Consider the following 12,040-nt stretch of genomic DNA (forward strand, 5'->3'; position numbering starts at 1 on the left):
CCCGCCTTCGACGCGTGCCCCGTGTCAGAGGGCGGGCAGGCGCAGGTCGGCGAAGACGGCCCGGTGATCGGTGCCGGGAACGGAGTGGACGCTGACGGCGTTCACGTTCACCCGCTGGTCCACCACGACATGGTCGATGGTGATGAGGGGCGGGACGCGCTGGTTGGCGGGCCAGGTGGGCGTGAGCCCCTGGCCGGTCCTGTCGGCCGAGTCCGCGTAGCCCCGGCTCAGGAAGCGGCGCATGGCGGCGTGGTCGAGGCTGGCGTTGAAGTCACCGGCGAGGATGCGGATCGTGCCGGGGGCGGCCGACGGGAGGGCTTCCAGCGCCGCCGTCCATTCGTGCACGTGGTCGCCCAGCGGCGGGTAGGGGTGGACGTCGATGATCTCGACGGGCTTGGCGCCGGGGAGAGTGATCGTGGCGGCGGGCATGTTGTGCCCGATCGGCCGGAAGAGGTTCTCCAGCGGGGTCAGCGGGTGCCTGGCGTACAGGCCGCTGCCGCGGGCGCCCCACTCCGGAGCCAATACCCGGTACGGCAGCAGCTCCTTCAGCCCCGCCGCGTCCAGCTTCCCGACCATCCCCGGAGTCAGCTCCTGGGTGCTCAGCACGTCCGGCTTCAACCGCCGGACCAGGTCCATCGCCGTCCCGGGATCGGCGTGGCCGAAGAGCATGTTGAGGGTCAGCACCCGCAACGGCGTTCCGGGTCCGGTCTCCGCCGAGCCGACGGCGCGGGGGAGCACGCTGAAGCCGAAGGCCGCCGTGGTGACCAGCGCGACGGCCGCCGCCGCGCGGCTGCGAGCCAGCGCGGCGAGCAGCACGGGGACGAGCGAGGCCGCCGCGACGTACGGCGTGGCGGTCATGGCCTGGGTGGCCAGCGACCCCCGCTCCAGCCCGGTGACCCTGATCACGGCCCAGACGGTGAACGGGGCGACCGCGACCCAGACGAGGGCCCGGGAAATCCGCCGGCGCCGCGACGATGGTGCCACGATCGCGCCGCCCACACCCGTGCCGGCTGTGATGTCCGCACTCACGATGCCCCGATTCGCTCGTCCCGCCAGTTGATGAGGACGTTACCCAGAGATCCGGAGAGATGTGGGGAGCATGGAACGGTCCGGCTATCGGGAGCGCAGGACCTCCCGCGCGCGGCGCGCCAGCCTCCGGGTCGCCTCGTCGGACAGTTCGGGGATCTCCTCCACCGGGAACCATCGCAGGTCGAGCGACTCGTCGCTGATCACGGCCTCGACATCGGCCGGGGCGACCGCGCCGTACTCCACGTCCAGATGATGGCTGTGCGGCGGGTGGCACCAGACCCGGTGCCGGTCGAGGGCCAGCGGGCCGGGCAGCAGCCGCAGGCCGGGGATGCCGGACTCCTCGGTGGCCTCCCGCAGCGCCGCGGCCTCAAGTGAGGTGTCGCCGGGCTCGCAGTGCCCTCCCATGGGCAGCCACATCCCGGCCTTGGGGTGCAGCGTGAGCAGCACCCGCTCGCCGTCGTGGGAGAGCACCGCGGTCGTGGCCGTCAGATGGCCGGGCACGCATTCGCGCCACATGGCGTTCTCGTGGGCGTGCACATGCTTCAGGAACTCCTCGCGGAGGAGCTCCTCCTCGGCTGTCGGGGCGACCCAGGCCGCGAGCACGCTCTGCGCGTGCGCGCGCAGGCTCACGCGCCGTCGCCCTTGTCGTCGCCCTTGTCCTTCTCGGCGTCCTGGTCAGTGCCCTTGCCGCCGTCTTCGCCACTGTCTTCGCCGGCGGAATCCTCCTTCAAGGACGCCTCCAGGCCGGACAGGTCGAGCTCCGGCTCCCCCCGGACGAAGCGGTCGGGGTTGTCGAGATCGTCGGCGGTGGGCATCAGGTCGGGGTGGCTCCAGACCGCGTCCCGGCCGTCGACGCCCCGGTCGGCCTCCAGCGCCTGCCACAGAGCCGCCGCCTCGCGCAGGCGGCGGGGGCGCAGCTCGAGGCCGACGAGCGTGGCGAAGGTCTGCTCGGCGGGGCCGCCGGTCGCCCTGCGGCGCCGTACCGTCTCCGCCAGCGCGGCCGACGAGGGCAGCTTGCCGTCGGCGGCGCCGTCCACGACCGTGCCGACCCAGCCCTCGACCAGGGCGAGCATGGTCTCCAGCCGGGTCAGGGCGGCCTTCTGCCGCTCGGTCTCCTCGGGCTTGAGCAGGTTGCCGCTGCTCAGCATCTGCTGGAGCTGCTCGGGGTTGTTGATGTCGAGCCCGCGGATCTGCTCCTCCAGGGCGGACACGTCCACCGTGATGCCCCTGGCGTACTCCTCCACGGCGCCCAGCAGATGCGCGCGCAGCCAGGGCACATGCTGGAACAGCCGGTGGTGAGCGGCCTCGCGGAGGGCGAGATACAGCCGGATCTCCTCGGAGGGCGTCTCCAGCCCCTGGCTGAACGCGGCGACGCCACCGGGCAGCAGCGCGGCGTTGTCGGACAGCGGCAGGCCGATGTCCGAGGAACCGATCACCTCACGCGCGAGCGAGCCGATGGCCTGGCCGATCTGCTGGCCGACCATCATGCCGCCCATCTGCTTCATCATGCCCATCAGCGGGCCGGCCATGGCCTGGGCCTCGGCGGGCAGGCCGGTGGCGCCGAGCGTGCCGCTCATGGTCTCGACCATGCGCGCGGCGATCGGATCGCAGAGCTGCCGCCAGACGGGAACGGTCTTCTCGATCCATTCCGATCTGCTCCACGCCTGCGGGTTGCTCACGCCGCTCGGAAGCGCGGTCGCCTCGTTCAGCCACAGGTCGGCGAGGTTGAGGGCGTCTATGATCTGGCGCCGCTCGCCTTCCATGACACTCGGATCGCCCTCGGCGACCACGACGTGCCGTGCGATGTTCTTCGCCATGTCCCAGTTGACGGGGCCGGAACTCGGCGGCGCGGAGAGCATGTCGGCGAACTGGCGCATGGCCGCTGCGATCTGCTCCGGGTCGCCGAACATGGCGAACGGATTCTCATTGGGGTCGTTTTCCCGACCTGGCAAGTCAGTCACCGCTCTACCTCGTGCAGGATGGAGGAGTCCACATCCGCCACGTTATCCGTCGCATGGCGGGTCAGTGCAAAGTGAGGACCTGGTGCCTACCTCGAAACGCCCTCGGCCCCCGGTCGTCGCCGTCACCGGCGCGGCCTCGGGGATCGGCCGTGCCTTCCTCGCGAAGGTCGCCTCGTCTGCGGATTTCCGCAGGGTCGTGGCCATCGACGAACAGCGCGGCGACGTGCCCGGCGTCACCTGGCGGGTGCTCGATGTCAGAGATCCGCTCTTGGCGAACCGGATCTCCGACATCGATGTGCTCGTCCACCTGGCGGCCGACTACGCGCTCGACGCCGATCCCACGGAGCGGCGCGCCTACAACCTGCGCGCGGCCCAGACGGTGCTCACCGCCAGCGCCGCGGCCCGGGTGCGCCGGGTCGTGCTGGTCACCAGCGCCATGGTGTACGGCGCGGCATCCGACAACCCGGTTCCCCTGCCGGAGGACGCCGCGGTGGCCGCCGAGCCCGACACCGGCATGGTCGGTGACCACCTGGAGATCGAAGCGCTGGTCCGGCGCTCGCTGCGCAGCCATCCGGGGCTTGAGGTGACCGTGCTCCGCCCCGCCGCCGTGGTCGGCCCGGGAGTGGACAGCGTGGTCACCCGCCACTTCGAGGCGCCACGGCTGCTCAGCGTCAAGGGCTGCAACCCTCGCTGGCAGTTCTGCCACGTGGACGACCTGGTCTCGGCGCTGGAGATGGCCGCGCTCGGCGCGATCTCCGGGGTGGTGGCGGTGGGAGGCGAGGGCTGGCTGGAGCAGGATCAGGTGGAGGAGCTCTCCGGGCTGCGCCGTTTCGAACTGCCCGCCGGGCTGACCTTCGGCACCGCCCAGCGCCTGCACCGGCTGGGCATCACCCCGGCCCCGGCCACCGACCTGCACTACGTCGTCTACCCGTGGGTGGTTGACTGCGCGACGCTGCGCGCGGCCGGGTGGAAACCGCTGTGGAGCAACGAAGCCGCGTTCAAGCAGCTCCTGGAGCTGCGCGAGGGCAGGCACACGGTCGTCGGCCGTCGCCTGTCCGGCAAGGAGGCGACTCTCACCGCCGCCGGCGCCACCGTCGCGGTCCTCGGCACCGCCGCGATCGTCCGCGCCGCCCGGAAGAAGCGCCGCGTGTGAGTCAGGTGAGTACGGCCCGTGCCCCGGGCGTGGTTTTCCCGGGGCGGTACTCTTTCTGACGTGGATGTCATCCGGCTGCTCGATATTCGCGACAGCGCGCTCTCCGTCGACGAGGTGTTCTCCGCCATCGGGGACCACGCCGCGGGCGGCACGACGCTTTTCGTCGGCACGGTGCGTGACCGTGATCACGGCAAGCCGGTCACGAGGCTGTCCTACTCGGCGCATCCGAGCGCCGAGGCCGAGCTGCGCCGGGTGGCCGAGAAAGTCGCCGCCGACTTCCCGGTGACCGCGCTGGCCGCAGTGCATCGGGTCGGTGACCTCGAACTCGGCGACATCGCGGTCATCGTGGCAGTCGCCTGCCCCCACCGCGGTGAGGCGTTCGCCGCCTCCCGGCGGCTGATCGACGATCTCAAGAGCGAAGTCCCCATCTGGAAGAACCAGCTTTTCGCGGACGGCTCGACCGAATGGGTCGGAGTTTGCGAGTGAAATCAGGACCAAGCCGTACTATCGGGAAGATGACAGCGCGTACGGGTGACTCCTCAACCGGTTACACGGCATAGGCTTCCTCTCATGTCCCGACGAGCGCTGACATTGATGGTGGCAGGCTTCCTCACGCTCGCGTTCGCCGTCGTCGGCGCCATCTTGCCTGTGCCGTACGTCGTGTTGAGTCCCGGCCCGACCGAGAACACCATCGGGGAGGTCAAGGGCAAGCCGGTGATCAGCATCGAGGGGCGCCAGACCTATCCGACCTCGGGTCAGCTCAGCCTCGTCACCGTCGCATACCAGGGCGGCCCCGGCAGCAGGATCGACCTGTTCAGCGCGCTCAGGGGCTGGCTCGACCCCACCGTCGCGGTCGTGCCAGAGGAGACGATCTTCCCTCCCACGACCACCGCGGAAGAGGTCGAGCAGCAGAACGTCCAGGAGATGACCAACTCCCAGGACGACGCGACCGCGGCGGCGCTGACCGAGTTGAAGATCCCGTTCACCTCCGTCGTGGCCGTGGCCTCCACCCAGAAAGGCCTGCCGGCCGACGGGAAGTTCAAGCCCGGAGACGAGATCGTCGCCGTGGACGGGGCGGCCGCGGCCGACCGCGAGACCATCTCCGCCGCCGTCCGCAAGCACAAGCCCGGCCAGACCGTGACCTTCACCGTCAACCGCGGCGACCGGAAGATGACCGTGGCCGTCCCGACAACGGCCGCCAAGGACGGCACGCCGATCGTCGGCATCACCATGCGGATCAGCTACAAGTTCCCGTTCAAGGTGAGGATCAACGTGGGCGACGTCGGCGGGCCGAGCGCGGGGATGATGTTCTCCCTCGGCATCGTGGACAAGCTCACCCCCGGCGACTTGACCGGAGGCAAGTCCATCGCCGGGACCGGGACGATCACGCCGGACGGCAAGGTCGGTCCCATCGGGGGCATCCAGCAGAAGATGGTGGGCGCTCGCAAGGACGGAGCCACGGTCTTCCTCACCCCTGCGGAAAACTGCGCCGAAGCGGTCAAGGCCATCCCCGACGGGCTGAAGTTGATCAAGATCGACACACTCCATGAGGCCGTGCAGGCGATCGACGTGGTCCGCACGGGTTCCGGCACGGCGCCGAGCTGCCCGGCCGGCTGACGGGTGCTCGACGGGCGGCCGACGGGCTGTTGACGGGCGGTTGACGGGCGGCGAGGACCCGGCGGGTTAGGCCGCGTTTTCGAGTGCCCGGACTCCGAGTGCCCGCGCCCTGTGACAGGGCACTGATTCGAGGGCTCGTGCGTTGGCAGTAGTGGACCCGAGACCTCCGGGGCTGTGGCCGGACCGTGCCTGACGAGCTGAGCGCGGCGCAAGCCCCGCCGGTGTAGGTTTCCAAACACGGACCGTGCTCTTACGACAAGGGGTTGGCCTTGAGCTTCCGGACCCCCGGAGCCGGTAGGGCAATGCGCTTGCCCCGCCGGCCACGACTGCTACTACCTGTAGCGATCGCCATCGTCGCGCTCGTTGCGCTGTTCTTCCTTTTCGCCGGCATCTTCACTGATTATCTCTGGTACGAATCGGTCGACTACACGTCGGTCTTCTCCGGTGTGATCGTCACGCAGATCCTGCTCTTCATCGTGGGCGCCGTGCTCATGGTCGGTCTCGTGGGCGGCAATATGCTGCTGGCCTACCGGGCGCGGCCGATGTTCGGGCCGGGGATGTTCGGCGGCGCCAGCGGGGCCGACCGCTACCGGATGGCCCTCGACCCGCACCGCAAGCTGATCTTCCTGATCGGCGCCGCCGTGCTCGCCCTGTTCTCCGGATCGTCCATGGCCGGTCAGTGGAAGACCTGGCTGGAGTTCGTCAACGGCACGCCGTTCCACGAGACCGACGCGCTGTTCAAGCTGGATCTGTCGTTTTTCATGTTCACCTATCCGTTCCTGCGGATGGTGCTGAACTTCCTGTTCACCGCGGTGGTGCTGTCGGCCGTCATGGCGGCCGTCGTGCACTACCTGTACGGCGGATTCCGGCTCCAGTCGCCGGGAGTCCACGCCTCCCGCGCGGCCCGGGTGCACCTGTCGGTGCTGCTCGGCGTGTTCGTGCTGCTGAAGGCGGTCGCCTACTGGATCGACCGGTACGGTCTGGTCTTCTCCGACCGGGGCTTCGTGTTCGGCGCGTCCTACACCGACGTCAACGCGGTGCTGCCCGCCAAGACCATCCTGGCGATCATCGCGCTGATCTGCGCCGCTCTCTTCTTCGCCGGCATCGTACGGCCCGGCGGCATGCTGCCCGGCGTCTCCTTCGGCCTCCTGGTGCTGTCGGCCGTTCTGATCGGCGGGGTCTATCCGGCTCTGGTCGAGCAGTTCCAGGTCAAACCGAACCAGCAGGCGCGGGAGCGGGAATTCATCGACCGCAACATCGACGCCACCAGGAAGGCCTACGGCGTCGACAAGACGGAGGTCATCGACTACGCGGCGCAGGGCGACCCCACCAAGGTCAACGTCACCGCCGACAGCTCGATCTCTGGTGTGCGTCTGCTCGACCCCAACCTGGTCGCCAAGACCTACCAGCAGAAGCAGCGCATTCGCGGTTACTACGACTTCCACGACCCGCTCGACGTCGACCGCTACCCCGATGAGTCAGGGAAGATGCGCGACACGGTCGTGGCGGTGCGCGAGCTCACCGGCCCGCCGCGCGAGCAGGACAACTGGATCAACCGGCACCTGGTCTACACCCACGGTTACGGCCTCGTGGCCGCGCCGGGCAACGAGGTCGACTCGCAGGGCCTGCCCAACTTCGACGCCAAAGACATGCCGGTGACCGGCCCCCTGGCCCAGCGGACCGGGTTGAAGGAGTCGCGGATCTACTTCGGAGAGTCCCCGGCCGCGCCCGAATACGTCATCGTGGGCGGCGACCGGAAGCAGGAGCTGGACTACCCCGAGAGCAGCGGCACCGGCCAGCAGAAAACCACCTACACCGGCAAGGGCGGCGTCCCGGTCGGCTCGTTCTTCAACCGGCTGCTCTACGCGGCCAAGTACGGCGAGAAGAACCTGCTGCTGTCGGGTGACGTCAACGACAAATCCAAGATTCTTTACGAGCGCAACCCGCGGGAGCGCATCGCCAAGGTCGCGCCGTTCCTGAGCCTGGACGACAACCCCTACCCGGCCATCGTCGACGGAAGGGTGGTCTGGATCGCCGACGCCTACACCACCTCCAACGCCTACCCCTACTCCGACAGCAGGAGTCTGGAGGCGATGACGCGCGACACCGTCACCGATCCGCGTCTGGTGGTGCAGCAGCCGCGCGACCAGATCAACTACATGCGCAACTCGGTCAAGGCCACGGTGGACGCCTACGACGGCACCGTACGGCTGTACGCCTGGGACGAGAAGGACCCGATCCTGCAGACCTGGCGCAAGGCCTTCCCCGACATCATCAGGCCGCAGACCGAGATGTCGAACGACCTCAAGCAGCACCTGCGCTACCCGGAGGCGCTGTTCAAGGTTCAGCGCGACGTGCTGTCCCGCTACCACATCGAGGACCCGGACGCGTTCTACAGCGGTGAGGGTTTCTGGAACGTCCCGAACGACCCGTCCTCGGGTGAGCGGGACATCAAGCAGCCGCCGTACTACCTGTCGGTCAAGATGCCCGACACGGAGGCCCCGGTGTTCTCGTTGACCACCACGTTCGTGCCGCGCTCGGGCCCCAACCTGGCCGCGTTCATGTCCGTGGACGCCACTCAGGGATCGGACTACGGAAAGCTCCGCATCCTGCGGATGCCCTCCAACACCACGATCCCCGGCCCCGGCCAGGTGCAGAACAACTTCCAGAACAAGTTCTCCGGTGAGCTCAACCTGCTCGGCATCGGTGGGGCGAAGGTTCGCTACGGCAACCTGCTGACCCTGCCGTTCGCCGACGGATTGGTCTACATCGAGCCGGTGTACGTGGAGACCGCGGCGTCCTCCTCCGGCCAGGAGCCGTATCCGATCCTCCGCCGGGTTCTGGTCTCCTACGGAGACAGGGCCGGTTTCGCCGACACGCTCAAGGGCGCGCTGGAGCAGGTCTTCGGAGAGGGCGCCCAGCAGGCCAAGCCGGAGACGGGCAAGCCGAGCACCGTCACCCAGCCGAACACGGCCCTGAGTCAGGCGATCGACGAGATGCAGAAGGCTTATGACGACAGTCAGAAAGCCCTGGCGAAGAACCCGCCGAACTGGACGGAGTACGGCGCGGCCCAGGAGGCGCTGAAGAAGGCGCTGGAGAAGCTGAGGGGGGCCGCCGCGGTGCCGTCGGCGACCGCGACCCCCACCCCGGCTCCTTCCGCGACTCCCACGCCGTCGGGTTCCGCGACTCCCACGTCATCGGGTTCCGCGACTCCCACGCCGTCGGCGACACCGACGCCCGCACCGACTCCTTAGGAATTCATCGGGCACAGAGAGCTGTCTGATTCGCATCCACCGCCAAAGCCGGGTAGTCTTTAGACACACCGACGCGGGGTGGAGCAGCTCGGTAGCTCGCTGGGCTCATAACCCAGAGGTCGCAGGTTCAAATCCTGTCCCCGCTACTGCAGAGGGCCCGGATCTTCTCGAAGATCCGGGCCCTTCGTGTTATCCCGATGTTTCTGCGTTGGGCAATCAATTTGCTCTCCACCGCCAAGGCCGGGTAGTCTCTAAACATACCGACGCGGGGTGGAGCAGCTCGGTAGCTCGCTGGGCTCATAACCCAGAGGTCGCAGGTTCAAATCCTGTCCCCGCTACTACGAAAGGCCCTGATCTCACAGAGATCAGGGCCTTCTTCGTTTTTCCACCGAAGCTTGCCCAAACCCGCACAATGCGGACGCTTACATGATTACATTGGTTGCGTAGATCACATCTCCCTTGAAGGGAAACCAATGATCGTCGAATACATCCGCTATCGCGTTCCCGAGGAGCGGTCGGCCGAGTTCGAGGCCGCATACCGGCGTGCCGGCGAGTCGCTCGCGAGCGCTCCCCAGTGTGTGGACTACGAACTCACCCGGTGCGTGGAGGAGCCCGCCTGCTACATCCTGCGGATCACCTGGACCTCCGCCGAGGAGCACCTCCAGGGATTCAGGAGTGGTCCCTACTTCGCGGCCTTCTTCGCCGAAATCAAGCCCTACGTATCGGACATCGAGGAGATGCGCCACTACGCGCCCACCGGCATCCGTGGTGCGGGCTCCGCGGTGCCGACGCTGTACGACTGGGCCGGCGGAGCCGAAGCGTTCGAACGGCTCACCGAGACCTTCTACGGCCACGTGAAGAAAGACGACCTCGTCGGGCCGCTTTTCGCCAAGATGGACCCCAATCATCCCCGATACGTGGCGATGTGGCTCAGTGAGGTCTTCGGCGGTCCCGATCGCTACACCCGCGAGCGCGGAGGCTACCCGCACATGCTCGCTCAGCACATCGGCAAGGCCATCACCGAACCGCAGCGTCGCCGCTGGGTGAACCTGCTCCTGGATGCCGCCGACGAGGTCGGCCTCCCCTCCGATCCGGAGTTCCGGGCCGCCTTCCTCGGTTATATCGAGTGGGGGACCCGCCTGGCGTTCGCGAACTCCCAGCCCGGCGCGACCCCGTTTCCCAAGGCGCCCGTGCCGCACTGGGGATGGGGTGTGGCGCCGCCGTACGTGCCCAAGGCCTGAGCGGTTAGCGTGCGTGTGTGACTGACACGCCCGAACCGGTCCTGCGCTGGCGCGTGCGCCGGGAACTCCTCGTCCTGAAGGTCGTCGCGACGATCGTCTTCGTGCTGATCGCCGTGCTGAACCTCGACGACCCTCGCGGGGTGATCCTGGCAGACGGCGCGGCCGTCATGGCGGCGGGTCTGGCCCTGCGCGACATCCTGGCCCCGGTACGGCTCAGTGCCGACGGCGAAGGGCTGGTCGTGGTCAAGGGCTTCGCCGGTACGGAACGAGTGCCGTGGAACGAAGTCGAGCGAATCCGTGTGGACACGCGGACTCGTTTCACTTCACGCACGGAGCTTCTGGAGATCGACACCGGGGAAACGGTCTTCCTCCTGAGCCGGTTCGACCTCGGTGTCCCGTGCCGGCAGGTCGCCGACGAACTGCGCTCCTATCGGACCGGCTCCTGAGGGCGTCAGGCCTTGACTCTGCGATGCCGCGCCGGAGCCTTCCTGGTGAGGCGGAGCAGCACGCTTGCCTTGTACAGGGCCCAGCCCATCAGGAAGGCCCCGAAGGCGACCTGCCCGATCCGGGTCCACTTCGGTGCGTCGATGGACGCGAACACCACCACGCCGATCCAGAGGACGCCGAACACGCCTACGAGGGTCGTCGCAGCCCAATTCAGCTTCCGCTGCCACATGCCCGAAGTCTTACAGATCTTGATTCAAGACCAGGTCAATGACGCGGAACGCCTCATCTTGGGAGGCTACGACTCGTACCTCCGCACCTGCGGGTGCGGGGCCCGCCCCTGGTCGCCCCAGCCGGCTGGTGCTCCAGGCAGGCCAGGAGCGCGGCTGCGGTGCGCGCGTCGGCCAGGATCCGGTTCACCTCGTCATCGGTCGCCGGCAGCTGGCCGCGCTTGGCCAGCTCGTCGGTGAGGAAGGCGAGGGGCTCCGGATAGCCGGCCGCCTCAGCGGCCACCGTCGCTCGGGCGGCGGTGAGGAGACGCAGATAGTAGGAGCGAAGGGTCGCCTCGCGCATACGTGCGTCCTCAAGGTCGCTCAGCAGAGACCTGGCGACCTTGAGTAAGTCCCCAGGGTGATCGGCCTCCGCGTCGATGTGCGCGCGGATGTCGTCGAACTCCGAGCGGGTCATGGTGCTCACCTCCACGGTGGAGTCAGGATCCTGACCCTCGTGCCTACTTCGTATCCAGAGTCGATTGCGGATGACTTGACGTCTGCTTGCGCCCTCCGACCGCTCACAAACGTTTGGGACGCGCGAGTAGCGGGAATGGTTGGCAAGTTGTCTTTGTTACGCGAGAGGCCTGGTAATGTTCTTCCTGCAGGGCAACGAGCCCCGGGAAGCCAGAAGGCCTCCAGGTCGGCGAACTGCCTAGCACCTCCCTCTCTCTGATCTTCATCAAGAAGGCGTGTTCGCACGATTGGACACGAACCGGATGTTGGAGTAAGTTGGAGGGGTTGCCCTGGAGACAGGGTGGTCGATCCGGAAGGATGCGACGGTGGGTGGGTCAACTGGGACGAAAGCGACAGTTTGACACAAACCGGGCGGATCTGATAGGATGGACACATGGAATGGAGCGCCCCGGGCGCCCGGCCCCCCGGCCGGGACGACGGTGTACGCGTCCGTTTCTTGAGAACTCAACAGTGTGTTAAAAGCCAGTGCATGAAGCACAACCCCGTCCCACCCACCAAGGTGTGGGGGGAAGGGATTCCTTTGGTTGACACATCCATGGTTTCGTGGATGCTTTCAGCCGGGGTGAACACATCCAGACATTGTTTGGAGAGTTTG

The 12,040-nt window shown here is 67.7% G+C and carries 11 protein-coding genes and 2 tRNA genes; 8 read left to right on the forward strand and 5 right to left on the reverse strand.

What is annotated here, in order from left to right:
* Positions 1–24 precede the first annotated feature (24 nt).
* From ACFY2X_RS12835 to ACFY2X_RS12845, 3 genes are all read right to left on the reverse strand, one after another.
* Positions 25–1,029 (reverse strand): endonuclease/exonuclease/phosphatase family protein, encoded by a 1,005-nt coding sequence (locus ACFY2X_RS12835; RefSeq protein WP_389936791.1) that lies wholly within the window; start codon positions 1,027–1,029, stop codon positions 25–27.
* 84 nt (positions 1,030–1,113) lie between these two features.
* Positions 1,114–1,659, reverse strand: a complete 546-nt coding sequence (locus ACFY2X_RS12840) for an NUDIX hydrolase (protein ID WP_389936794.1) — start codon at positions 1,657–1,659, stop codon at positions 1,114–1,116.
* Positions 1,656–2,990: a zinc-dependent metalloprotease gene (locus ACFY2X_RS12845; protein ID WP_389936797.1), complete on the reverse strand. Its 1,335-nt coding sequence runs from the start codon at positions 2,988–2,990 to the stop codon at positions 1,656–1,658. The genes ACFY2X_RS12840 and ACFY2X_RS12845 overlap by 4 nt, the downstream gene beginning before the upstream one ends.
* Positions 2,991–3,069: 79 nt before the next feature.
* On the opposite strand from ACFY2X_RS12845, the gene ACFY2X_RS12850 reads away from it, so the two are divergent.
* From ACFY2X_RS12850 to ACFY2X_RS12885, 8 genes are all read left to right on the forward strand, one after another.
* Entirely contained in the window at positions 3,070–4,143 is a 1,074-nt protein-coding gene (locus ACFY2X_RS12850; protein WP_389936852.1) for an NAD-dependent epimerase/dehydratase family protein, read from the forward strand.
* Positions 4,144–4,203: 60 nt separating this feature from the next.
* Positions 4,204–4,629 carry a molybdenum cofactor biosynthesis protein MoaE gene (locus ACFY2X_RS12855; RefSeq protein WP_389936800.1) on the forward strand — a complete coding sequence of 142 codons (426 nt, stop codon included), beginning with the start codon at positions 4,204–4,206 and terminating at the stop codon, positions 4,627–4,629.
* 84 nt (positions 4,630–4,713) lie between these two features.
* Entirely contained in the window at positions 4,714–5,760 is a 1,047-nt protein-coding gene (locus tag ACFY2X_RS12860) for a PDZ domain-containing protein (protein WP_389936803.1), read from the forward strand.
* 302 nt (positions 5,761–6,062) lie between these two features.
* On the forward strand, positions 6,063–9,014 hold the full coding sequence (locus tag ACFY2X_RS12865) for a UPF0182 family protein (RefSeq protein ID WP_389936806.1): 2,952 nt from the start codon (positions 6,063–6,065) through the stop codon (positions 9,012–9,014).
* Between the two features lie 72 nt (positions 9,015–9,086).
* A tRNA-Met gene (locus ACFY2X_RS12870) sits at positions 9,087–9,160 on the forward strand.
* 118 nt (positions 9,161–9,278) lie between these two features.
* Positions 9,279–9,352 (forward strand) — tRNA-Met (locus ACFY2X_RS12875).
* Positions 9,353–9,487: 135 nt separating this feature from the next.
* Positions 9,488–10,255, forward strand: coding sequence for a group II truncated hemoglobin (locus ACFY2X_RS12880; protein ID WP_389936809.1), 768 nt, complete (start codon positions 9,488–9,490; stop codon positions 10,253–10,255).
* 17 nt (positions 10,256–10,272) lie between these two features.
* Complete coding sequence (locus tag ACFY2X_RS12885) at positions 10,273–10,701, forward strand: PH domain-containing protein (protein WP_389936812.1); 429 nt, start codon at positions 10,273–10,275, stop codon at positions 10,699–10,701.
* A 5-nt stretch (positions 10,702–10,706) separates the two neighbouring features.
* Here the strand turns inward: ACFY2X_RS12885 and ACFY2X_RS12890 are convergent, their stop codons facing one another.
* Both ACFY2X_RS12890 and ACFY2X_RS12895 read right to left on the reverse strand, forming a co-directional pair.
* Entirely contained in the window at positions 10,707–10,886 is a 180-nt protein-coding gene (locus ACFY2X_RS12890) for a hypothetical protein (protein WP_389936815.1), read from the reverse strand.
* A gap of 98 nt (positions 10,887–10,984) precedes the next feature.
* The gene (locus tag ACFY2X_RS12895; protein WP_389936818.1) at positions 10,985–11,386 is read right to left on the reverse strand and encodes a hypothetical protein; all 402 of its coding nucleotides are present in this window, start codon (positions 11,384–11,386) and stop codon (positions 10,985–10,987) included.
* Positions 11,387–12,040 lie beyond the last annotated feature (654 nt).

This window comes from Streptosporangium sp. NPDC000396, from assembly GCF_042898655.1.
Lineage (GTDB): Bacteria > Actinomycetota > Actinomycetes > Streptosporangiales > Streptosporangiaceae > Streptosporangium.

What these genes read in the sequence shown, in the direction of transcription:
- ACFY2X_RS12860 (WP_389936803.1), top strand. Translation starts at nt 4,714, where the DNA reads ATGTCCCGACGAGCGCTGACATTGATGGTGGCAGGCTTCCTCACGCTC.
- ACFY2X_RS12865 (WP_389936806.1), top strand. Translation starts at nt 6,063, where the DNA reads ATGCGCTTGCCCCGCCGGCCACGACTGCTACTACCTGTAGCGATCGCC.
- ACFY2X_RS12895 (WP_389936818.1), bottom strand. Translation starts at nt 11,386, where the DNA reads ATGACCCGCTCGGAGTTCGACGACATCCGCGCGCACATCGACGCGGAG.
- ACFY2X_RS12880 (WP_389936809.1), top strand. Translation starts at nt 9,488, where the DNA reads ATGATCGTCGAATACATCCGCTATCGCGTTCCCGAGGAGCGGTCGGCC.